Annotated in this window: 21 protein-coding genes; 15 read left to right on the top strand and 6 right to left on the bottom strand. The window is 74.0% G+C overall.

Features of this window, described 5'->3' with window-relative positions; translation table 11 throughout:
• Positions 1-55: 55 nt before the first annotated feature.
• Both CMS_RS08815 and CMS_RS08810 read right to left on the bottom strand, forming a co-directional pair.
• A complete protein-coding gene (locus CMS_RS08815) occupies positions 56-1,153 on the bottom strand; it encodes an App1 family protein (RefSeq protein ID WP_174270081.1) in 1,098 nt (365 codons plus the stop codon).
• A 39-nt stretch (positions 1,154-1,192) separates the two neighbouring features.
• Positions 1,193-1,924, bottom strand: a complete 732-nt coding sequence (locus tag CMS_RS08810; protein WP_041464563.1) for an SOS response-associated peptidase — start codon at positions 1,922-1,924, stop codon at positions 1,193-1,195.
• 192 nt (positions 1,925-2,116) lie between these two features.
• On the opposite strand from CMS_RS08810, the gene CMS_RS08805 reads away from it, so the two are divergent.
• The 8 genes from CMS_RS08805 to CMS_RS08770 all read left to right on the top strand — a co-directional run bounded on the left by CMS_RS08805 (position 2,117) and on the right by CMS_RS08770 (position 9,099).
• On the top strand, positions 2,117-3,022 hold the full coding sequence (locus tag CMS_RS08805) for an ABC transporter ATP-binding protein (protein ID WP_012299124.1): 906 nt from the start codon (positions 2,117-2,119) through the stop codon (positions 3,020-3,022).
• The gene (locus CMS_RS08800; RefSeq protein ID WP_012299123.1) at positions 3,019-3,717 is read left to right on the top strand and encodes an ABC transporter permease; all 699 of its coding nucleotides are present in this window, start codon (positions 3,019-3,021) and stop codon (positions 3,715-3,717) included. Before CMS_RS08805 ends, CMS_RS08800 begins: the two co-directional genes overlap by 4 nt.
• Positions 3,714-4,439, top strand: a complete 726-nt coding sequence (locus CMS_RS08795) for an ABC transporter permease (protein WP_012299122.1) — start codon at positions 3,714-3,716, stop codon at positions 4,437-4,439. Before CMS_RS08800 ends, CMS_RS08795 begins: the two co-directional genes overlap by 4 nt.
• 14 nt (positions 4,440-4,453) lie before the next feature.
• Positions 4,454-5,380 carry an ABC transporter substrate-binding protein gene (locus CMS_RS08790; RefSeq protein ID WP_012299121.1) on the top strand — a complete coding sequence of 309 codons (927 nt, stop codon included), beginning with the start codon at positions 4,454-4,456 and terminating at the stop codon, positions 5,378-5,380.
• A 143-nt stretch (positions 5,381-5,523) separates the two neighbouring features.
• Complete coding sequence (locus CMS_RS08785; protein WP_106408643.1) at positions 5,524-5,973, top strand: DUF3618 domain-containing protein; 450 nt, start codon at positions 5,524-5,526, stop codon at positions 5,971-5,973.
• Positions 5,970-7,190: a type III polyketide synthase gene (locus tag CMS_RS08780; protein ID WP_041464562.1), complete on the top strand. Its 1,221-nt coding sequence runs from the start codon at positions 5,970-5,972 to the stop codon at positions 7,188-7,190. The genes CMS_RS08785 and CMS_RS08780 overlap by 4 nt, the downstream gene beginning before the upstream one ends.
• Entirely contained in the window at positions 7,190-7,909 is a 720-nt protein-coding gene (locus tag CMS_RS08775; protein ID WP_012299118.1) for a class I SAM-dependent methyltransferase, read from the top strand. Before CMS_RS08780 ends, CMS_RS08775 begins: the two co-directional genes overlap by 1 nt.
• The gene (locus CMS_RS08770; RefSeq protein ID WP_012299117.1) at positions 7,909-9,099 is read left to right on the top strand and encodes an FAD-dependent oxidoreductase; all 1,191 of its coding nucleotides are present in this window, start codon (positions 7,909-7,911) and stop codon (positions 9,097-9,099) included. The genes CMS_RS08775 and CMS_RS08770 overlap by 1 nt, the downstream gene beginning before the upstream one ends.
• Here CMS_RS08770 and CMS_RS08765 read toward each other — a convergent pair.
• Positions 9,092-9,937 carry a UbiA family prenyltransferase gene (locus tag CMS_RS08765; protein WP_012299116.1) on the bottom strand — a complete coding sequence of 282 codons (846 nt, stop codon included), beginning with the start codon at positions 9,935-9,937 and terminating at the stop codon, positions 9,092-9,094. The genes CMS_RS08770 and CMS_RS08765 overlap by 8 nt on opposite strands.
• Positions 9,934-10,404 (bottom strand): GNAT family N-acetyltransferase, encoded by a 471-nt coding sequence (locus CMS_RS08760; RefSeq protein ID WP_012299115.1) that lies wholly within the window; start codon positions 10,402-10,404, stop codon positions 9,934-9,936. Before CMS_RS08760 ends, CMS_RS08765 begins: the two co-directional genes overlap by 4 nt.
• Positions 10,405-10,455: 51 nt before the next feature.
• On the opposite strand from CMS_RS08760, the gene CMS_RS08755 reads away from it, so the two are divergent.
• Positions 10,456-10,992, top strand: coding sequence for a GNAT family N-acetyltransferase (locus CMS_RS08755; RefSeq protein ID WP_041464974.1), 537 nt, complete (start codon positions 10,456-10,458; stop codon positions 10,990-10,992).
• 304 nt (positions 10,993-11,296) lie between these two features.
• On the opposite strand, the gene CMS_RS08750 is transcribed toward CMS_RS08755, so the two are convergent.
• Positions 11,297-11,737 carry a hypothetical protein gene (locus CMS_RS08750; RefSeq protein WP_012299113.1) on the bottom strand — a complete coding sequence of 147 codons (441 nt, stop codon included), beginning with the start codon at positions 11,735-11,737 and terminating at the stop codon, positions 11,297-11,299.
• 379 nt (positions 11,738-12,116) lie between these two features.
• Between CMS_RS08750 and CMS_RS08745 the strand changes: the two genes are divergently transcribed.
• The 5 genes from CMS_RS08745 to cydC are packed head-to-tail and all read left to right on the top strand — an operon-like array spanning position 12,117 to position 19,028.
• A complete protein-coding gene (locus CMS_RS08745) occupies positions 12,117-13,529 on the top strand; it encodes a cytochrome ubiquinol oxidase subunit I (RefSeq protein ID WP_012299112.1) in 1,413 nt (470 codons plus the stop codon).
• Entirely contained in the window at positions 13,529-14,533 is a 1,005-nt protein-coding gene (gene cydB / locus CMS_RS08740) for a cytochrome d ubiquinol oxidase subunit II (protein WP_012299111.1), read from the top strand. Before CMS_RS08745 ends, cydB begins: the two co-directional genes overlap by 1 nt.
• A gap of 59 nt (positions 14,534-14,592) precedes the next feature.
• Positions 14,593-15,594: an IS481 family transposase gene (locus CMS_RS08735; RefSeq protein WP_049791918.1), complete on the top strand. Its 1,002-nt coding sequence runs from the start codon at positions 14,593-14,595 to the stop codon at positions 15,592-15,594.
• A gap of 21 nt (positions 15,595-15,615) precedes the next feature.
• A complete protein-coding gene (cydD, locus tag CMS_RS08730) occupies positions 15,616-17,361 on the top strand; it encodes a thiol reductant ABC exporter subunit CydD (RefSeq protein ID WP_012299109.1) in 1,746 nt (581 codons plus the stop codon).
• Positions 17,358-19,028, top strand: coding sequence for a thiol reductant ABC exporter subunit CydC (cydC, locus tag CMS_RS08725; protein ID WP_012299108.1), 1,671 nt, complete (start codon positions 17,358-17,360; stop codon positions 19,026-19,028). Before cydD ends, cydC begins: the two co-directional genes overlap by 4 nt.
• A gap of 31 nt (positions 19,029-19,059) precedes the next feature.
• On the opposite strand, the gene CMS_RS08720 is transcribed toward cydC, so the two are convergent.
• Positions 19,060-19,878 carry an aminotransferase class IV gene (locus tag CMS_RS08720; RefSeq protein ID WP_041464561.1) on the bottom strand — a complete coding sequence of 273 codons (819 nt, stop codon included), beginning with the start codon at positions 19,876-19,878 and terminating at the stop codon, positions 19,060-19,062.
• A gap of 53 nt (positions 19,879-19,931) precedes the next feature.
• Here CMS_RS08720 and CMS_RS08715 point away from each other — a divergent pair, with 53 nt between their 5' ends.
• Positions 19,932-21,401 (top strand): anthranilate synthase component I family protein, encoded by a 1,470-nt coding sequence (locus CMS_RS08715; RefSeq protein ID WP_012299106.1) that lies wholly within the window; start codon positions 19,932-19,934, stop codon positions 21,399-21,401.
• Positions 21,402-21,411 lie beyond the last annotated feature (10 nt).

Raw genomic sequence — 21,411 nt, 5'->3', positions numbered from 1 at the left:
ACGAAGGGCCCCGCGATGATCGCGGGGCCCTTCGTCGTGCCGGTCGGCGTCCGGGTCAGGTGCCGATCCGGGTGCCCGAGTCGTCGGCGAGGCCGAGGTCGTCGAGCTGCGCGAGCAGGCTCGCCCCGTCCGGCGCGTAGACCCACGGGATCGAGCTGTCGAGCGCGCGCTTCTCTGCCTTCGCCCTGCCGCCCGCGAGCACGGCCTCGCCCGCCGAGAGCTGCCGGATGAGGACGACCTCGACGTTGCCGGGGTGCCGCTCGGCGAACTCGCCGTAGAGCAGCTCGTCGTGCTGGCCGTCGTCGCCCGCGAGGATCCACTTCACGTGCGGGAACTCCGCCGCGAGGCGCTGCAGGTTGTTGCGCTTGTGCTCCATGCCGCTGCGGAACCACCGGTCGACGGTGGGGCCCCAGTCGGTGAGGAGGATCGGTCCCGGCGGGTACAGGTTCCGGGACAGGAACCGGGTGAGCGTCGGGGCCACGTTCCACGCCCCCGTGGAGAGGTAGAGGACGGGCGCTCCCTCGTGCTGCAGGCGGAGCCGCTCGTAGAGCACGGCCATGCCGGGGGTCGGCGTCCGCGCGTGCTCGTCGAGCACGAAGGTGTTCCACGCGGCGAGGAACGGCCGGGGGAGCGCGGTGACCATGACGGTGTCGTCGATGTCGCTGAGGATCCCGGTGCGCACGTCGTCGCCCACGATGAAGACGGGCGCGTCCACGGTCTCCGATCCCTCGGACCGGATGCGGATCGTGTGCCAGCCGCTCGGCAGGCTCGCCTCGACGACCTGGTCCACGACGCCGCCGCGGTCGGCCCGCACGTGGTGCTCGGTGCCGTCGATCTCGACGACGACGTCGACGTCCGTGAGCGGGACGCTCGTGAAGCTCCGCCAGCCGCGCACGACCTTGTCGCCGGCCAGCGCGCGCTTGCTCTTCGTATCGGTGAGGAGGACGCGGCAGAGGACGCGGACCCAGCGCACGGATCCGTAGCCGGCGTAGGGGATGACGGTGGGCTTCAGGCCCCGCTTGCGGGCACGGCCCTCGCGGATCTCGTGGATGCGGTCCTCGATGCGCGCCGCCCGGTGCAGCACGGGTGCGGCGGCCGGTGACTCGAGGAGCGTGCGGGTCGCGTGCTTCTTCTTCTTCGAGGAGGGGGCCACGGGCTCAGTCAACCAGACGCCGGGAGCGGCGGGCGCGCGTCACACCGGCCGGGCGAGCTCTGCCGAGTCCGGCGCGCCCTGGTCGATGCCGGGGCCGACCTCGTCCATCGCCAGCTCCTCGATCACGTCCTCCGCCTGGGTGGCGACGGCCCGCAGCAGCTCGGGGGAGCCCTCGGCCGTGGGGTCGAGCCACTCCTCGACGACGTCGGGGGAGAGGACGACGGGCATGCGCTCCGCCAGCGCCTCCACGGTCCCGGCAGAGGGCCGCGTGACGACCGCGCAGCTCAGCACCCAGCGGGCGGGATCGTCGCTGGCGCGCGAGGGATCCCGCCACCACTCGTACAGCGCCGCGAGCAGCACGGTGCCGTCGCCCGCGCCCACGAGGTACGGGGTGCGCAGTCCGTCGTCGGTCTCGTGGTGCTCGTAGTAGCCCGACACCGGGATCGCCGCGCGCCGGGACACGAGCGCCTGCAGGAGCTCCGGCCGGGAGGCGAGCTGCTCGGCGGGGATCTCGGCGACCGGCGGGCCCTGGTCCGGCCCGGACGATCCCGCGGGCACGAGGCCCCATCGGGCGGACTCGAGGCGCCGCACGGGCACCTGGTCCTCGGTGTCGCCCTCGGCGCGGCGGGGCAGCGTGTCGACGAGGACCGCAACGCGCTGGCCGGGGACGATGCGCCAGGACGGCCCCGGCACGGCGTCGCCCGCGTGGTCCACGTCGAGCAGCCCGACCAGGTCGTCGGCGGTCGTGGCCCGGGCGAGGATGCGCGTCATGCCCTCCATCCTGGCCGACGCACCCGACGCCGACCGACGCGCCCGCGGCATGCGGGGGCTATCCGCGGAAGCATCCATTTGTTACGAAGTGGCGTCAGGGGACGGCCCGGTGCGACCGTTCCGCCGCGGTCGTGGTTCGCTAGTGTGCCTGGCAAGTGTCGATTCGTAGTGACTACGAGGAATGAGCCACCCATGATCGAGTTCCACCACGTCCGCAAGCAGTACCCGGACGGCACGCTCGCGATCGAGGACTTCAGCCTCGTCGTCCCCTCGCAGACCACGACGGTCCTCGTCGGATCCTCGGGCTGCGGCAAGACGACCCTCATGCGCATGATCAACCGGATGGTCGAGCCGACGTCCGGTCGCATCGAGATCGACGGCACCGACATCGCCAGCCAGGACGCCGTGAAGCTCCGGCGCAGCATCGGCTACGTGATGCAGAACTCCGGCCTCCTCCCGCACCGCAAGGTCGTCGACAACATCGCGACCGTGCCGCGCCTCACCGGCGTCGACAAGCGGACCGCGCGCGAGGGCGCCCTGAAGCTGATGGACACCGTGGGCCTCGACCGGTCGATGGCCGACCGCTACCCGTCGCAGCTCTCCGGCGGCCAGCAGCAGCGCGTGGGCGTCGCCCGCGGCCTCGCGGTGGATCCGAACATCCTGCTCATGGACGAGCCGTTCGGCGCGGTCGACCCGCTCGTGCGCGACGACCTCCAGCAGGAGCTCATCCGCCTGCGCACGCAGCTCGACAAGACCGTGGTCTTCGTGACGCACGACATCGACGAGGCGTTCCTGCTCGGCGACCAGGTCGTGATCCTCGAGAAGGGCGGCCGCATCGCCCAGCAGGGCACGCCGCAGGAGATCCTCTCGAACCCGGCGAACGACTTCGTCCGCGACTTCGTGGGCGCCGACAAGGGCAAGCGCGCGCTGCACGTCGAGGACACCGGCACGGGACAGGTGCTCGTCGACCGCGACGGCCGCCTCGTGGGCGTGCTCGACGACGAGGGGCGCTCCGCAGCCCGATCCGCATCCGCTCCGACCGAGGCGGGGGCCGCGCACGCCCCCGGTGCCCAGGCGCAGGGTGCGGGACCCGCGTGAACTGGGTCCTCGCCAACATCGGCACGGTGCTCGACCTGGCCGTCGCGCACGTCGCGCTGGCCGCGCCGCCCGTCCTCCTCGGGCTCGTCATCTCGCTGCCGCTCGGCTGGCTCGCCAACCGGTACCGGCGCACCCGTGGCGCCCTGCTCACCGTCGGTGGAGCGCTCTACACGATCCCGTCGATCGCGCTCCTGCTCGCGATGCCGGCGATCATCGGCACCAACATCCTCGATCCGCGCAACGTCGTGGTCGCCCTCACCGTGTACGCCGTAGCGCTCATGATCCGCATCACCTCGGACGCGCTCGCCTCGGTCTCTGAGGATGTCAAGCAGTCCGCGACGGCCATGGGGTACGCCGGATGGGCGCGCTTCTGGCGGGTCGAGCTGCCGCTCGCGGGACCCGTGCTCCTCGCCGGACTCCGCGTCGTCTCCGTCAGCACCGTGAGCATGGTGACGGTCGGTTCGCTGTCGGGGATCCTGAGCCTCGGGACCATGATCCTCAGCGGGTACCGGCGCCAGTTCTACACGGAGATCATCACCGGAATCGTGGGCATCGTCGTGATCGCGCTCGTCTTCGACCTCATCCTCCTGCTGGCCGGGAGGCTCCTCATGCCCTGGTCCACCCAACCGTCCCTGCGTGCGAGGAGCCGCTCGGCCCGACGTGCCGCGCTCGTCACGGATGCGAGTGCTTCGTGAACCTCTTCGCCGAGGCCCTCGCCCTCCTCCTCGACGCCTCGCGATGGGCGGGTCCGACCGGGTACGGCACGCGCCTGCTCGAGCACGTGGGGTACACCGCCCTCTCGATGGGCGTCGCCGCCATCATCGCCGTGCCCGCTGGCCTCTACATCGGGCACACCGGCCGCGGCCGCAACGTGGCCGTGGCGTTCTCGGACGGCCTCCGCGCGCTGCCCACCCTCGGCGTCCTTGTCCTGCTCGGCCTGCTCTTCGGCATTGGCCTCACCGGACCGATCCTGACGTTCTCGCTCCTCGGCATCCCACCGCTGCTGGCCGGCGTGTACTCCGGCGTGCAGGCCGTGGACCGCTCGGCGATCGACGCGGCGCGCGCAGTCGGGATGACGGAGACGCAGATCCTGGGTCGCGTCGAGATCCCGCTCGCGCTCCCGCTCATGATCAGCGGCTTCCGCGCGGCGACCCTCCAGGTCATCAGCACCGTGACGCTCGGCGCCTACCTCGGGCTGGGCGGACTCGGCCGCGACATCTTCACCGGCCTGACCACGCGGAACTTCCCCCTGCTCCTGGCGTCGGCGATCCTCGTCACCGCGCTCGCGCTCGTCGTCGACGCGGTCTTCGCGATCGTCCAGCGCGCCGTCGTCCCCCGCGGCGTCGTCGCCGCCGCAGGACGCACCCCCGACTCACCGCGTACCTCGTCGAGGCCCGCGGTCAGCACCACTCCCTGAAAGGAACACAGCACATGACCCACAGCATCACCCGCCGGCTCCTCGTCGGCACCGTCGCGCTGGGCACCGCAATGGCCCTCGCCGGCTGCTCGTCCGGCGACCCCCTCGACACCTCGGGCGGCTCGGCCTCCGCCGCGCCCACCGACACGATCTCCGTGGGCTCGGCCGCGTTCGGTGAGAACGTCATCCTCGCCGAGGTCTACGCGCAGGCCCTCGAGGCCAACGACGTGAAGGTCACGCGCAACCTGCAGATCGGCGAGCGCGAGGTCTACCTCAAGGCGCTCGAGGAGGGGTCCATCGACCTCATCCCCGAGTACACGGGCAACCTGCTCGCCGCGTACGACGACGAGTCGACGGCGACCTCCAGCGACGACGTCTACGCGGCGCTCGGCGCCGCGCTGCCGGACGGCTTCGAGGTGCTCGACGAGTCGCCCGCCGAGGACAAGGACTCGTACAACGTCACCAAGGAGTACTCCGCGGCCAACGGCGTGACGAGCCTCTCCGACCTCAAGGACAAGACCGTCCGCGTCGGCGGCGGTGCGGTGCTGGGCGAGCGCGAGTACGGGATCCCCGGCCTCACGGGCACGTACGGCATCGACGCGAGCCTCGTCACCATCGAGGACCAGGGCGGCCCCAACACCGTCAAGGCGCTTCTCGACGGCCAGGTCGACATGGCGAACATCTACTCGACCACGCCGTCGATCCTCGACAACGGCTTCGTCACGCTCGAGGACCCCGAGAACCTCATCAAGGCGCAGAACGTCGTGCCGCTCGTCAAGACCGCGAAGATGAACCCCGACGTCACGGCGATCCTCGACAAGGTGTCGGCCGCGCTGACCACCGAGGACCTCACCAAGATGAACCGCCGCAACCAGGGCGACGAGAAGGCCGAGCCGGCCGCCATCGCCGCCGACTGGCTCAAGGAGAAGGCCCTCTTCTAGGAGGTGCCGGCCGGGCGGCGACGCCCGGCACCCGCGAGGGGCCGACGCACCAGCGCCGGCCCCTCGCGCCGTCGGTGCCCGCGCGCGGCCCGACGGAGCAGAATGGATCCACCCGCACGATCGACGAGCGCAGGAGCCCGCGCATGGCCAAGAAGAAGTCCCCGAGCGGCGAGGTGAGCGTCCTGGGTGCCGTGACCACGGTCGCCCGCGAGGTCCGCAAGCACAAGACGGTCGCCGAGTCGGCGCCCGAGGGCCAGGGCGCGCACATCCCGCCTGCGCCCAAGCGGAGCCCCGAGGAGCTGAAGCGCGACATCCAGACCGGCCGCGACGAGCTCGCGCGCACCGTCCGGGAGCTCGAGACCGCGCTCGACGTGGCGGCCCGCGCCTCGGAGCTGAAGGCGGACGCCTCGGCCCGCGCCCGCGCCATCCGCGACGACGTCACGTCGCACGTCCGCACCACCGCCCACGACGTGTCCCGACGGACGCGCGCGTTCACCCGGAAGGACCCGGCCGTCGCCGCGTCGATCGGCGCGGGTGCCGTCGCCGTCGTGCTCGCGGTCGGCGCGGCCGTCGTCTCCGGCGGCCGACGCTGATCGCCTCCATCCGCTCCATCGCCACGGCGGTGCCGCCGACGGTCCTCGCGCAGGACGGCGTGCGCGACCTCTTCGGCAGCCAGCCGGAGCTCGGGCGGCTCGGCACCCGGCTCGTGTCGGCGGCGTTCAACGCGTCGGGGATCCGCACGCGCCACACGGTGATCCGCGAGCTCGGCACCGCGCCGGGGATGGCGGGCGCCGACGCGCCCGTCGACGACGCCGACGGCGGACCCGTCTTCTACGACCGGGCGAGCGGACGGATCCTGACGCCGGGCACCGGCGCGCGCAACGACACGTACATCCGCGAGGCCCCCGCCCTGCTGCTCGGCGCGGCGCGCCAGGCGGTCGAGGAGGCCGCGGGGATCGAGGCGTCCGACGTCACGCACGTCGTCACCGTCTCCTGCACGGGCTTCTACGCCCCCGGACCCGACTACGCCGTCGTGCGCGGCCTCTGGCTCGGCGCGTCGACCCAGCGCTTCCACCTCGGCTTCATGGGCTGCTACGGCGCGTTCCCGGCGCTGCGCATGGCCTCGCAGTTCTGCGCCGCCGATCCGGACGCCGTCGTGCTCGTCGTGTGCGTGGAGCTCTGCTCGCTGCACCTGCACTCGTCGGACGACGCCGACACGATCGTGGCGTCGTCCGTCTTCGGCGACGGCGCGGCGGCCGCGATCGTGACCGCACGACCGGCTCCAGCCGGATCCACCGCGCTCGACCTCGACGCGTTCGAGACCGTCCTCACGCCCGTGGGCGAGGACGACATGGCGTGGACCATCGGCGACCAGGGCTTCGACATGATCCTGTCGAGCTACGTGCCGAAGATCATCGACGAGCACATCACGGGCGCGCTCGAGCCGCTGTGGGCGCAGGTCCCGGCGCTCGCGGGCGTCGCCCCCGCGGAGATCGAGGACTGGGCCATCCACCCGGGCGGCCGCAGCATCCTCGACCGCGTCGAGGACCGGCTGGTGCTCGCGCCCGCGCAGCTCGAGGCCTCCCGGTCGACGCTCGCCGAGGTGGGCAACATGTCGAGCGCGACGGTGCTGTTCGTGCTCCGGCGGATCCTGCACCAGACGCCGCCGGCCGACGTGCCCGGCCGCCCGGACGTCGCGGAGCCCGCGCCGATCCCGGCATCCGGGCCCGGCGCGGGACGGGTGTGCGCCATGGCGTTCGGTCCCGGCCTGACGGTCGAGACGGCCCTCATGACGCGCCGGACCGCCTGATGGACCTCTCCCGCCGCGACGCCCGGCTCGCCGAGCTCATGGACGACCCGGACTGCGATCCCGCGGCGCTCGACCGCACCTATGCGCGGTTTCAGGTCGTCAACCGCGTGGTCGCGGGGTGGCGCGGGGTCTACCGTTCCCGGATCCGCCCGCTGCTGTCCGCCGACCGGGGGACGACGCTCCTCGACATCGGCTCGGGCGGAGGTGACGTGCCGCTCGCCCTCGCGCGGTGGGCCCGGCGCGACGGGCTGCGGCTGCGCGTCACGGGCATCGACCCGGATCCGCGCGCGACGGCCTTCGCCGGCGCCCGGCCGCGGGATCCCGATGTCGCGTTCCGCCCCGCGTCGAGCGCCGAGCTCGTGGCCGAGGGCCGCCGGTTCGACCTGGTGACGAGCAACCACGTGCTGCACCACCTCGACGACGCCGCGTTCGACGCCCTGCTCGCCGACTCCGCCGCGCTCGCCCCCCGCGCGATCCACAGCGACATCGCGCGCGGCCGGCTCGCCTACGCCCTCTACGGACCCGCCTCCCGGCTGGTCGCCCGCGGGTCGTTCGTGCACGTCGACGGGCTCCGCTCGATCCGCCGCAGCTGGACGCCCGTGGAGCTCGCGCTCCGGGTGCCCGCCGGCTGGCGCGTCGAGGGCGCCGCCCCGTTCCGCGTGCTCGTCGTCCGCGATCCGTCCGCGAGCCGGGCCGACGCCGTCGAGCGCTCGGGCTGATGACACGCGTCGACGCGCTGATCGTGGGAGGCGGGCCCGTGGGGATCCACCTCGCCGCGCTCCTCGCGCAGGCCGGGCTCGACGTGCGCGTGTGGGAGGCGCGGCCGATGCCGGCCCGGCTGTCGCGGGCCATCGGGATCCACGCGCCGTCGCTCGACGCGTTCGACAGGCTGGGCGTGGCGGAGGAGATGGTCGCCGAGGCGGTCCTCGTCCGCCGGGGCATCGCGATGGGGCCGCGCGGGGAGCTCGGACGCGTCTCGTTCGCCCGCGTATCGACGACGCACCCCTACGTCGCGGCGCTGCCGCAGTGGCGCACGGAGGCGATCCTCGCCAGGCGCCTGACGGGACTCGCGCCGGGCGCGCTGCACCGAGGAGTGACGCTCACGGGGCTCGACGCGGATCCCGTCGGCCTGCCGGACGGCGTCGTCCGCGCGACCGGGCGGGACGCCGACGGCGCGACCGTCGAGGTCACCGCGTCCCTCGTGATCGGCGCGGACGGCACGCGCGGCGCGGTCCGCGGGCTCCTCGGGATCGGCGTCGACGAGCGGCCGCTGCCCGACCGCTTCCTCATGGGCGACGCGCCCGACCGCACGGACGCGGGCGACGACGCCGTCGTCACGCTGCACCCGGACGGCGTGGTCGAGTCCTTCCCGCTGCCGGGCGGCATGCGGCGCTTCGTCGTGGGCCTCCGGGAGGGGGAGCGCGACGGGGATCCGGCGACCGTCCTCGCGCGCGCGGTGGGGGAGCGCACCGGCCACGTCGTGTCGACCGCGGAGCTGGATCCGGTGAGCGGCTTCGGGGTGCGCCGCCGCCTCGCGCACCGCATGGTCGCCCGGCGCGCCGTGCTCATCGGCGACGCGGCCCACGAGATCAGCCCCATCGGCGGGCAGGGGATGAACCTCGGCTGGCTCGACGCGGACGCCCTCGCGCCGATCCTCGTCGACGCCGTCCGCACGCGCCGCGGCGTGCCGGATGCCGTGCGCCTCGCCCGCTGGGAGCGCGACCGGCTCGCCAGCGCGCGCCGCGCGGCCGTGCAGTCGGAGATCAACACCGCGCTGGGTCGACCCGTGCGCGGGCTCACGCGGCTCGTGCGCGACGCCGGGCTCCGCGCGGTGCTCGCCTCGCCCGCGGCGGCCGGGCTCGCCTCGGTCTACGCCATGGGCCGGGACGCGGGCGCCCGCGTCAGGTGAGCCGCGTCGCGTTCAGCGCGATCTGGGCGACGAGCAGCAGCGACGCCGCCATGATCAGCTGGAACAGCAGGCGGCCCGGCGGGCGGGTCACGACGCGCACGGCGCCCCACGCGGCGATGCCCAGCGTGACGACGAGCCCCGCCACGGCGAGCGGCGTGACGGCGTGCGCGGGATCCGCGAGCACGGGGCCGACGGCCACGACCACCGCGCCGAGCGCGAGCGCCCCGAACGCGACGAGGCCCGACGGCACGCGCCCCAGCCGGTGCGGCAGGCCGCGCACTCCGGTGCGGGCGTCGTCCTCGAGGTCGGGCAGCACGTTGGTGAAGTGGATGGAGACGCCGAGCACCGCACCCGTCGCCATGGCCCACGCGGCCGCGGGCACCGGATCCGCCGCCCCGAGGGCCACCACCGTCGGCAGGATCCCGAAGGCCACGACGAACGGCACCACGCTCACGGCGGTCCGCTTGAGGCCGGCGTTGTAGGCCCAGCCCGCACCCACCAGCACAGCGTGCGCCAGGAGGAAAGCCGGCCCGAGCGCGGCCGATGAGACGAAGCACGCCGCCGCCGTCGCGAGGGCGGCCGCCCGCACGTGCCCGACCGCGACCTCGCCGCGCGCGACGGGCTTGTCCGCGCGGGCGACGCTGCGGTCGCGCTCGGCGTCGATCCAGTCGTTGGAGAGCCCGATGGACAGCTGGCCGAGCAGCACGGCCAGCGCCACAGCGGCCACGCGCCCGGGCCCGTAGCCGAGCGCGACGGCGAGCCCGCCCGCCAGCACCGTGACGGTGGCCGTCGGCCCCGGGTGCGAGGAGAGCGCGAGGAGCCGGAGCCGGCGGATCACGCGAGCGTCAGCGCGTAGCAGCGCGAGCCCTCGGAGTCGGCGTAGGCGCCGAAGCGGGGGATCTCGGTCCAGCCCTCGCGGACGTAGAACCGCATGGCGTCGGGCTGCTCGGGTCCGGTCTCGAGCACCAGGTCGACCACGCCGAGCTCCCGGGCCGTCTCCTCCAGGGTGCGGAGAAGGGCCGTCGCGACGCCCGTCCCGCGGGCGGCGGGCACCACGTACATGCGCTTCAGCTCCGCCCACGGGGTCCCGTCGCCGCGGTCGCCGAGCATCCGGATCCCGCCGCAGCCGACGGGCGCGCCTGCCGCGTCGCGCGCCACGAGGAACGCGGCCATGTCGGCAGCCGTCGGCTTCGTCCCGGGCTCCAGGTCGCCGCCGTAGCGGAGGTCGAGCTCGGCGCGCTGGGCGGCGCGGAGGGAGGTCGCGTCGATGTCGTCCCAGTCGACCCGCGAAAAAGTGCAGTCCATGCGTTGATCCTGCCGCAGGGCGCGACGCGACCGCTCCGCTACCCTGCCGGGATGAGGATCCGCCCCGCCGAGCCCCGCGACATCGACGATCTGCTGGAGATCCGCAACCACGCGATCCTCACCGGCACCGCGCTCTGGACGGAGGAACCGGTCGATCGTGCCGAGCGCGAGGCGTGGTTCCGGGAGACGACCGAGGCGGGCGACCCGATCCTCGTGGCCGAGGTCGACGGGGCGTTCGCCGGGTACGGCACCTACGGCCCGTGGCGGCGCATGTCCGGCTACCGCTTCTCCGTGGAGGACTCCGTCTACGTGCGCGACGGGTTCCAGGGCCGCGGCATCGGCCGCGCGCTCGTCGAGGCGGTCGTCGCGCACGCGCGGGCAGCGGGCAAGCGCGCCGTCTTCGCGGACATCGAGGCCGGGAACACCGGATCCATCCGCCTGCACGAGCGGCTCGGCTTCCGGCAGGTGGGCCTGCTGCCCGGCATCGGCTGGAAGTTCGGCCGGCCGCTCGACCTCGCGATCCTCCACCTCCCGCTCGTCGAGGACGACGCGTCCGCGGAGGAGCCTCCGGGAGGCCGCGCGGGCTGACGCGCGGGCGGATCCGCGGGGCGGACCGTCGAGAGGCCCGGCACGGGGCGCGGGAACGCCACAGGTGCCGGGCCTCTCCGGTGACCTCGGTCCTTCGGGGGACGGGAGATCTCCGTGATCCGGGAGCCGTCCGATCCGGGGGGATGGACGGACGAGCTCGTCGGGTTGCGAACGCCCGACCCAGGGGGGGGTAAGGGCCGCGCGCTCATGGACGACTCTAGCCGGGTCCTCATTTATGCGGACACATGGACGTGGCCCCAGAAGGAGGGGCGCGACCGGGATCGGCGGTGGACGCCTAGTGGCGTCAGTCCTGGGACTCGTCGAGCTCGCGTCCGCCGCCCGCGACGACGGCGTCGCGGAGCGCGTGGAACTGGTCGACCGTGAGGCCGTTGCGGAGGAGGTACGGCTCCACGCCGCCGCGGCCGGCCAGCGAGTGGAGGGCCTGGATGACGGGCGCGGGATCCCCGTCGACGGCGTGCTGGGCGGCGTCGCGGACGTCGAGACCGCCGGCCACGAGCGCGAGGGCCACGACGAGCGCGTCCTCGACCGACGCGCTGCGGGCGTCGTAGCGCTCGGCGGGCGCTCCGGACTCGAGGCGGTCGGCCGTCTCGGCGACCCGTCCGGTGAGGTGCGCGCCGTCGGCCACGAGCAGGGCGACGAAGGCCGAGGCGGGGGCGCCGGCGGCGGACGTCGCGGATCCGCGGGTGCGGTCGGACGCCGGCGAGGCGGGAGCGGGTGAGGTCATGGCGGCGGCCCTTCGGTCGACGTGCGCGGTGCGGGTGGGTGCGGTGCCGGATCCGGGTGCCGACGGAGGGTGCGGAGCCGGAGCCGGCCCCGCGCGTGGGCGCACCGGGTCGACGCCGATCCGGGTGCGTGGTCCGACCATCGCCCGGCCGGGTGAACGCCGGGTGTCGCGCGCGTCGCCGGTCGGCCAACGCGACGCGGCCGGGACCTGCGCGCCGGGCTCGCGCGGATCGTCTACAAGTCGTAGAATCGTGGTGTCGCGATGGAGCCTCACCCCGCATGACCCGCCCTCCACAGGAAGCGCATCCGGTCGCCATGACACCGCACCCCGTTCCCGCAGACCACCCCGCACCCGGCCGCCGCCAGAGCGGTCGCCCGGAGTGAACGACCTCCTCGACCCGCTCCTGCTGTCCCGCTGGCAGTTCGGCCTCACGACCGTCTACCACTTCCTCTTCGTGCCGCTCACGATCGGCATGGCCTTCGTCTGCGCGCTCTACCAGACGGCGTGGGTGCGCACGGGGAAGCAGCACTACCTGCGGCTCACGCGCTTCTTCGGGAGGATCTTCCTCATCAACTTCGCGATGGGCACGGTCACGGGCATCGTGCAGGAGTTCCAGTTCGGCATGAACTGGTCGGAGTACTCCCGCTTCGTCGGCGACGTCTTCGGCGCCCCGCTCGCGCTCGAGGGCCTTCTCGCGTTCTTCCTCGAGGCGTCGTTCATCGGCGTGTGGATCTTCGGCTGGGACAAGCTCCCGAAGAAGCTGCACCTCGCGTCCATCTGGGTGGTCTCGGTCGCGTCGATCCTGTCGGCCTACTTCATCCTCTCGGCCAACGCGTTCATGCAGAACCCGGTCGGCTACCGCATCGACGAGGCGCGCGGCCGGGCCGAGCTGACCGACATCTGGGCGCTGCTCACCAACAAGGTCGCCCTCGCCGCGTTCCCGCACACGATCTTCGCGGCCTTCATGTGCGCCGCCGCGGTCATCATCTCGGTCGCCGCCTGGCACCTGTCGCGGAACCAGCACCTCGAGACGATGATGCCGGCGATGAGGTTCGGCATGTGGTTCATGGTCGTCTCGGGTGCGCTCACCATCCTCTCCGGCGACTCGCTCGGGCTCGCGATGGTGCAGACGCAGCCCATGAAGATGGCCGCGGCCGAGGCGCACTACGACACGTCGTCCGGTGCCGCCGCGTCGTTCTCGCTCTTCACGTGGGGCACGCCGGACGGCTCGAGCGAGTTGTTCTCCATCCGCATCCCGTACCTGCTGTCGTTCCTCTCGACGCACACGCTCGACGGCACGGTCCAGGGCATCAACGACCTGCAGGCGCAGTACGTCGCGAGCTACGGCCCCGGCGACTACACGCCCACCATCTGGGTCACCTACTGGGCCTTCCGCTGGATGATGGGCTTCGGCATGGCGGCCATCGCCGTCGCGGTCGGGGGCCTCTGGTTCACGCGCGGCGGCCGCCGGATCACGAAGCCCTGGATGTGGAGGGTCGCCATCTGGGCCGCCCCGCTGCCGCTGCTCGCGATGACGGTCGGCTGGATCTTCACGGAGATGGGCCGCCAGCCCTGGATCGTGTTCAGCCTGCTGCAGACCTCGTCCGCGGTCTCGCCGAACGTCACCGGGCTCCAGGTGCTCATCTCGCTCGTCGCCTTCACGGTGGTCTACGGGTCGCTCGCGGTGGTGGAGTTCCGCCTGATCCTGAAGGCCGCGCAGAAGGGCCCGGAGGCCGAGCAGGAGCCGGACCCGGTGACGGGCGAGGTCGTCCGGGAAGCGAGCGTGTACTGATGGACCTCACGCTCATCTGGTTCGGCGTCATCGCCTTCCTCTTCGTCGGCTACTTCGTGCTCGACGGCTTCGACTTCGGCGTGGGGATGAGCCTGCCGTTCCTCGCGAAGGACGACACCGACCGCCGCGTCCTCATCAACACCATCGGGCCGGTGTGGGACCTCAACGAGACGTGGCTCATCGTCGCCGGGGCCGCGCTCTTCGCGGCCTTCCCCGAGTGGTACGCCACGATGTTCAGCGGCTTCTACCTGCTGCTGCTCGCGATCCTTATCACGCTCATCCTCCGCGGGGTCTCGTTCGAGTTCCGGCACCAGGGCGCGTCCGACCGGTGGCGCGGGTGGTTCGACGCGATGATCGTCACGGGCTCGGTCGTGCCGTCGTTCCTCTGGGGCGTCGTGTTCGCGAACGTGGTGCGCGGGGTGCCGATGGACGCGAACCACGACTACACGGGATCCACGCTCGACCTGCTGAACCCGTACGCGCTGCTCGGCGGCCTCACGACGCTCTCGCTGTTCCTCGTCAACGGCCTGCAGTTCGCGGCGCTCAAGACCGACGGGCCGATCCGGGCACGCGCCCGCCTGCTGTCGATGCGCGTGGGAGCCGTCACCATCGTCATCGCGGCGGCGTTCCTCGTCTGGACGACGCTCGCGCACGGGTCGGCGCTGTCTGGGCTCGTGTCCGCGCTCGCGGCCGTCGCCCTCGTCGGCTCGTACCTCGCGAACGTCCGAGGGCGGGAGCGGTGGGCGTTCGGGCTGCTCGCGGCGACCATCGCCCTCGCGGTCGCCAGCCTCTTCACGGCCCTGCACCCGTATGTGATGCCCGCGTCGAACGACCCCGCGAACGGGCTCACGCTCGAGAACGCCTCGTCCTCGCCGTACACGCTGACGATCATGACGTGGGCCGCGGGCTTCGCGCTGCCGCTGATCCTCGCCTACCAGGCGTGGACGTACTGGGTGTTCCGGAAGCGCATCACGCGCGCCGTCATCGCCCAGGCCGCGCACTAGGTGTACTCGGCCATGACGTTGGTGACACTTCGGGGCGTGTGGAGAGGCCTCCTGGCTTGATGGAGCTGTCTAGTTCAACCATCGCCAGGAGGCCTCGATGTCCCATCGCTAATGCCCGGTTGACTGTTCATGGTCGGCTTCTCCTCGTGCGTCGGGTAGTCGAGGATCGTCGTCCGGTGTCGCATGTGGCTCGCGAGCTCGGGGTGTCGCGTCAGTGCGCGCATCGGTGGGTGGCCCGGTTCCGTCAGGAGGGTGTCGCGGGGCTCGCGGATCGGTCCTCGAGACCACGGTCGATGCCGGCGAGGACGAGTCCGGAACAGGAAGGCGCCGTGCTGGCTGCGCGCGCGGAACTTCGGTTCGGGCCCGCCCGGCTGGCTCCGGTGACGAGCGTTCCGGCCCGTACGATCTCCCGCATCCTGCGCCGGCACGGGGCGCCGCCGTTGGCATGGTTGGACCCCGTCACCGGGGCCGTGATCCGGGCATCCCGGTCAACGGCGCACCGGTATGAGCACGAGCATCCGGGTGATCTGATCCACGTGGACGTGAAGAAGCTCGGGAGGATCCCGGACGGAGGCGGCTGGCGGGTCCACGGGCGCAGCGAGCAGGTCCGCGGCCGCGGGATCGGGTTCGATTACGTCCATGCCGCGGTCGATGACCACACCCGTCTCGCCTACGCGGAGATCCATCCCGATGAGAAAGGCGCGACCGCGGCCGGGTTCCTGACCCGCGCAGCGGCGTACTTCGCCGGGCATGGGATCACCCGGATCGAGCGGGTCATCACGGACAACGCGTTCGCCTACCGGCACTCGACCGCGTTCAAGAACGCCGTCCAGGACCTGGGCGCGCGGCAGAAGTTCATCCGCCCGCACTGCCCCTGGCAGAACGGCAAGGTCGAGCGCTTCAACCGGACCCTCGCGACCGAGTGGGCCTACCGGCAACCCTTCACCAGCAACCAACACCGCGCCGACGCGCTTGACCCCTTCATCGAGCACTACAACACTGAACGAATCCACTCAAGCCACGGGCTCACGCCCGCGGCCCGAGTGTCACCAACGTCATGACCCAGTACAACTAGGCGCGCCGTGAAGCCCCTGGATCCGCGCCTGCTGCGGCACTCCGCGTCGGCCCGCGCGATGCTCGCCTTGGGCGCCGTCGTGGGCGTGGTGCAGACTCTCGCGCTCGTCGCCTTCTGCTGGTCGCTCACGCAGCTCGTCGTGCGGGCGATCGGCGGGGCGGACGCGGACGCGCTCGCGCCCGAGCTCGCGCTCGTCATCGGTTCCGCCGTCGTGCGCGGCGCGTCCGCCTGGCTGCTGGACGTGGTCGGCGCGCGCGGCGCGGCGCGGGTCACGGCCGAGCTCCGACGTCGCGCGCTCCGGGCGATCGCGGACCTCGGGCCCGCGTGGACGGCCGCTCGCAGCCGCGGGCGCCTCGCGACCGTCGTGGGCCCCGGCCTCGACGCGCTCGACCCCTACTTCGCCCGCTACGTGCCGCAGCTGATCCTCACGGCGCTGGCGACCCCGATCGTCGTGGCCGTGCTCTTCGCCTCCGACCCGCTCACGGGCGTGACGGTCCTCGTGACGCTGCCTGTGATCCCCGTGTTCATGGTGCTCGTCGGCTGGGCCACCCAGGACGTGCAGCGGCGGCAGTGGTCGCGCCTCACGGAGCTCGCCTCGGGCTTCCTCGACGTGGTCGACGGGCTGTCGACACTCCTGGTCTTCGGGCGCGCCCGGCGGCAGACCGCGCGGATCCGGCGCGTCACCGAGGAGTACCGCGTCGAGACCATGCGCGTGCTGCGGATCTCGTTCCTCTCCGGCTTCGTGCTCGAGCTCGCGGCGTCGCTGTCGGTCGCCCTCGTGGCCGTGTCAGTGGGCGTGCGGCTCATCGGCGGGCAGCTCGACCTCGGCGTCGGGCTCTTCGTGCTGCTGCTCGCGCCCGAGGCGTTCCTGCCGATCCGGCAGGTGGGCGTCCAGTTCCACGCGGCGGCGGAGGGCGTCGCGGCATCCGACGACGTGCTCGGGATCCTCGAGGAGGACCGGGCCGCCCGGGCGTCGCGCCCCGTGCCGGGCGGCGAGGCCGCGACGGCTCCCGCGGGCGACGCGCTCGTGATCCGCGACCTGGCCGTCTCGCGCGACGGCCGTCCCGTGCTGGCGGGGATCCAGGCGACCTTCCCGCGCGGGCGCGTCACGGCCGTGACCGGGCCGAGCGGGGTCGGCAAGTCCTCGCTCCTCGCCGCGATCCGCGGGCAGCTGCCCGCGGAGGGCACCATCGGCTGGTCGGGCGGCGCGGAGGCTTCCGCGCCGCGCCCGCCCGTCCCGACCGAGATCGCGTGGGCGGGGCAGCGGCCGGGGCTCGTGGCGGGCACCGTGCGCGAGAACGTGGCGCTGGGCGTCGCGGATCCCGATGACGCGCTCGTGCGGCGGGCCCTCGCGCTCGCGGCGGCTGGCGGGATCGACCCCGACCTCGTGCTCGGCGTCGGCGGGCAGGGGCTGTCCGGCGGGCAGGCGCAGCGGGTCGCCGTCGCGCGCGCCGCGCACCGCGCGATGGCCCTCGACTGCCCGCTCGTGCTGCTCGACGAGCCGAGCTCCGCCCTCGACGCCGCGACCGAGGAGCGCCTCGCCGCCGGGATCCGCGCGCTCGCCGACCAGGGTCGCGCCGTCGTGGTCGTCACCCACCGCGGCGCGCTCGTGCGGGCGGCGGACGCCGAGCTGCCGCTGGGCGGCGGATCCGACGCGGACGCGGCCCCGCAGGTCCCCGACTCGCGCGCCGTCGCCGCCCCTCCCGCGCGCATCGCGCCCGAGCCCGCCTGGCGCGCGCAGGTGGCGCCGTGAACCGCGACGACGTCCTCCGGCTCGCGCAGCCGCCCGCCCGGCGCGCCCTGCCCGGGCTCCTCGCCGGTCTCGCGAGCGCCGTCGCCGCGGTCGCGCTCCTCGCGACCTCGGCCTGGCTCATCACGCGCGCGTCCGAGCAGCCGCCCATCCTGTTCCTCGGCATGGCGATCGTCGGGGTCCGCGCGTTCGCGCTCGGGCGGGCCGCGTTCCGCTACCTCGAGCGCATCACGAGCCACGACGCGGCCTTCCGCGCGCTGGCGACGCTGCGCGTGGGCGTCTTCGAGCGGCTCCTCCCGTTCGCGCCCGCCGGGCTCCGCGACACGCGCCGCGGCGACCTCCTCACCCGGCTCGTCGGCGACGTCGACCGGCTCCAGGACCTGCCGCTGCGCGTCGTCCAGCCGCTCGCGGTGTCGGTGCTCGTGCAGGCGGCGAGCGTCGCGGTCGTCTGGGCGGTGCTGCCCGCGGCGGGGATCGCCCTGCTCGTCGCGCTCGCGGTCGCGCTCGTCGTCGGGGTCGGCGCGACCACCGCGCTCGCGGGGCGCACCGAGACGCGGATCGCGCCGCTCCGCGCCCTGCTGCAGGACCTCGTGCTCGACCTCGTCGGCGGCCTCGACGTGCTGACCGCGTTCGGGGCGGTGGACGACCGCCTCGCCGCGATCGACCGGGCCGCGGCCGACCTCCGGCGCGCGGAGCTCCGGAGCGCCTCCGCGGCGGGCATCACCACGGGCGTCGTGCTCGCCGGCACGGGCGTGGTCGCCGGCTGGACCGTGCTGCAGGGCGTGCCGGGGCTCGCGTCCGGCGCGCTGGATCCCGCGTGGCTCGCGCTGGCCGCGCTGGTGCCGCTCGCGCTCGTCGAGCAGGCGACGGCGGTGCCCCTCGCGGTGCAGGCGTGGCGGCGCGTGCGCACGAGCGCCGCCCGCGTGGCGGGTGTCGTGCCGGAGTCGGTGCCCGACGAGATCCCGCGGGAGCCGGTGCGCGCCGACGCGGACCCCGTCCCCGTCGCCGCACCGGCCCGGGGCACGACGCTCGAGGTCCGCGACCTGGTCACGCGCTGGCCGGGAGCCGGGCAGGACGCCCTCGCGCCGGTCTCGCTCGTGGTGCGGCCGGGGGAGACGGTGGTCGTGCGCGGCCCGAGCGGATCCGGGAAGTCGTCGCTCGCGGCCGCCCTCGCGCGGTTCCTCGAGTCGCGCGGCGCCTACGAGCTGGAGGGGCGGGACGCCAGGTCTATGCCGCCGTCGGCCGTGCGGCGGATCGTCGGCCTCTGCGAGCAAGCGCCGCACCTCTTCGACGCGAGCATCCGGCAGAACCTGCTCTTCGCCCGCGATGGCGCGACCGACGACGAGCTCGTCGGCGTGCTCGCGCGCGTGGGCCTCGCGGGGTGGGCCGCCGATCGGGGCGGCCTCGACGCGCGCGTGGGTGACCGCGGCGGACTCGTCTCCGGCGGGCAGGCGCAGCGCATCGACCTGGCGCGGGCCCTGCTCGCCGACTTCCCGGTGCTCGTGCTCGACGAGCCGACGGCGGACGTGGACGCCGAGCAGGCCCGCGCGGTGCTGCGGGACGTGCTCGTCGCCGCCCGCGACCACGGCCGCGGGGTGCTCCTGCTCACGCACACGGAGGTGCCCGACGACCTCGTGGACAGGACGGTGCAGCTGCGCGTCGCGGAGTGATCCGGCCCCGCGAGCCCGGGGCGAGCGCGCCTCAGCCCGCGGGCAGCTCGCGCCGCAGCGCGTCCAGCCGCGTGCGCCAGGCCCGCACCCGGCCGGGCTCGGCCGCGGTGGCCGGGCCGTCAATCCACCCGCGCACCAGGCGGATCCCGTGCAGCGCGCTGACGGCCCAGACCTCGCGGCCGTCGAGGTCCGAGGGCCGCGCCCGCTCGTGCAGCACGTCGATACCGAGGGCCGTCGCGAGGGCGACGATGCTGCGCTCCGTGACGCTCGGGATCCGCGGCACGTCGCCCTCGACGACGGCGAGGGCGTCGCCGTGCCACCACAGGATCGCGCTGTAGGCGCCCTCCACGATCGTGCCGTCGTCCGCGAGGATCACCGCCTCGCCCGCGCCGAACCGGGCCGCGCGGCTGCGCAGGGCGCCGAGCGCGTGCAGATCGGGTCCCTTGACGCGCGGCATCGTGCGCGGATCCGGGCCGTCGTGATCGCGGAGCACCACCAAGGCCGTGCGCTCCGGCGCGGGCCGGATGAGGAGCCTCGCGACGTCGCCGTCGGGACCGCGCAGCGCCTCCACGCGCGGGAACCACGCGCCGTCGCGGGGAAGCACCCGCACCGCGGCGTCGAGGAAGGCGGCGGGATCCGGCACGGCCGCCGACTGCAGGCGCAGCGAGGCCAGGAACCGCTGGCGGTGCACGTCGAGCGCGAGCACGCGGCCTTCCTCGACGAGGAACGAGTCGGCTGCGAGCACCCGGTGGCCGGCCGGTCGAGGCTCCTCGGCTCCTCCACCGGCGGGATCCGCGGCCTCCGCCGCCCAGCCCGCCGCGGTCCACCGGAGGATCGTCTCGGAACTCATACCCTTGAGGCTAGGCGGCCGCCGGGTGCGCTCACGACACCGGGAGGCCGACCATGCACGAGGGCGAGGCGCGCGCCGCGCGGCCGGTCATCGGGCGGCGGCTGGCGGGATGGCACGACCCGGAGTCGGTCTTCCTCGCCCTCTTCGCCGCGGAGTCGGCCGGCGACGTGGCCTGGCTCGACGACTCGGCGGGGGAGGGCTGGAGCTACCTGGCGGTGTCGGCGGGCACGGTCGCTGAGTGGCCCCACGGCGTCTTTGCGGGGCTGGCGGAGCTGCTGCCCGCGTCCGCCGCGACACCCTCCGCCCCCTCCGAGGTCGACGTCGAGGTCGACGCGCTCCCGGACGGCCTGGCTTTCCGCCTGGGCCTCGTCGGCTGGATCCCGCACGACGCCTGGAGCGAGACTGTGCCGCTGCATCACGCCCCGCCGAGCGCACCCGAGGTCGACGCCTCCGTGCCGGCCGCTGCCATCCGCGTCGACCGTCTCCTCGCCTTCGACCACGCGGCGGGTGAGGTCTGGGCCGTCGCGCGAGCGGGGGACGCGTGGCCGCTCGCCGTGGAGGAGGAGATGGCCCGCGTCACCTCATCCGGCGCTCGCGCCCCGGCCGCCCATGCCGGCGACGACGTCCCCGCATCCCCCGTCTGGCGCCATGACGACGCCGCGTACCTCGACCTGATCCGCTCCTGCCAGGAGTCCATCCGCCGCGGCGACGCGTACCAGCTGTGCCTCACCAACAGCGCGTCCGTCCCGGGCCGCGTCGACCCGGTCCGCGTGCACCTCGCCCTCCGCACCCTGAGCCCGACGCACCACGGCGCCTTCCTGCGGGTGGGCTCGACGGCGCTGGTCAGCGCGTCGCCCGAGCGCTTCGTCGAGGTCGACGCGCGCGGGACGCTGCGCACCATGCCCATCAAGGGCACGCGCCCCCGCCACGCGGATCCCGCGGCCGACGTCCGCGCACGCGCCGAGCTCCTCGCGAGCGACAAGGAGCGTGCGGAGAACGTCATGATCGTCGACCTCATGCGCAACGACCTCAGCCGCGTCTGCGTGCTCGGATCCGTCCGGGTCACGAGCCTGTTCGCCGTGGAGGCCTACGCGCAGGTGCACCAGCTCGTGAGCCGCGTCGAGGGGGAGCTCGCGCCCGGCGTGTCCGCCCTCGACGCCGTGCGGGCCCTGTTCCCGGCGGGATCCATGACGGGCGCCCCGAAGTCCGCCGCCGTCGGCATCCTCCGGGCGCTCGAGGGCGGACCCCGCGGCGTCTACGCGGGCGCGTTCGGATGGTTCGGCGACGACGGCCGCGTCGACCTCGCCATGGTGATCCGCTCGGTCGTCGTCACGGACGGCCGCGCCACGGTCGGTGCCGGGGGCGGGATCACCGCGCTGTCCGTCCCCGAGGAGGAGCTCGACGAGGTGCGCGTGAAGGCGGCGCCGCTCCTGGCCGCCCTCCGCGCGGGTCACGTCCCGTCCCTTCGCGATCACGTGGAGTCACCGGGCCCGCCCCTCCCCAGGGCGCCCCACCCGGCCTGATCCGGACCCC

The sequence above is a fragment of the Clavibacter sepedonicus genome, from assembly GCF_000069225.1.
GTDB lineage: Bacteria > Actinomycetota > Actinomycetes > Actinomycetales > Microbacteriaceae > Clavibacter > Clavibacter sepedonicus.
The sequence above is the reverse complement of the archived record's forward strand: the minus strand, read 5'-3'. Positions and strand labels throughout refer to the sequence as shown.

Coding starts and splice junctions, on each gene's coding strand:
- CMS_RS08810 (WP_041464563.1), bottom strand. CDS start 1,924: ATGACGCGCATCCTCGCCCGGGCCACGACCGCCGACGACCTGGTCGGG.
- CMS_RS08805 (WP_012299124.1), top strand. CDS start 2,117: ATGATCGAGTTCCACCACGTCCGCAAGCAGTACCCGGACGGCACGCTC.
- CMS_RS08790 (WP_012299121.1), top strand. CDS start 4,454: ATGACCCACAGCATCACCCGCCGGCTCCTCGTCGGCACCGTCGCGCTG.
- CMS_RS08785 (WP_106408643.1), top strand. CDS start 5,524: ATGGCCAAGAAGAAGTCCCCGAGCGGCGAGGTGAGCGTCCTGGGTGCC.
- CMS_RS08775 (WP_012299118.1), top strand. CDS start 7,190: ATGGACCTCTCCCGCCGCGACGCCCGGCTCGCCGAGCTCATGGACGAC.
- CMS_RS08770 (WP_012299117.1), top strand. CDS start 7,909: ATGACACGCGTCGACGCGCTGATCGTGGGAGGCGGGCCCGTGGGGATC.
- CMS_RS08760 (WP_012299115.1), bottom strand. CDS start 10,404: ATGGACTGCACTTTTTCGCGGGTCGACTGGGACGACATCGACGCGACC.
- CMS_RS08755 (WP_041464974.1), top strand. CDS start 10,456: ATGAGGATCCGCCCCGCCGAGCCCCGCGACATCGACGATCTGCTGGAG.
- CMS_RS08750 (WP_012299113.1), bottom strand. CDS start 11,737: ATGACCTCACCCGCTCCCGCCTCGCCGGCGTCCGACCGCACCCGCGGA.
- cydB (WP_012299111.1), top strand. CDS start 13,529: ATGGACCTCACGCTCATCTGGTTCGGCGTCATCGCCTTCCTCTTCGTC.
- CMS_RS08735 (WP_049791918.1), top strand. CDS start 14,593: ATGGAGCTGTCTAGTTCAACCATCGCCAGGAGGCCTCGATGTCCCATC.
- CMS_RS08720 (WP_041464561.1), bottom strand. CDS start 19,878: ATGAGTTCCGAGACGATCCTCCGGTGGACCGCGGCGGGCTGGGCGGCG.
- CMS_RS08715 (WP_012299106.1), top strand. CDS start 19,932: ATGCACGAGGGCGAGGCGCGCGCCGCGCGGCCGGTCATCGGGCGGCGG.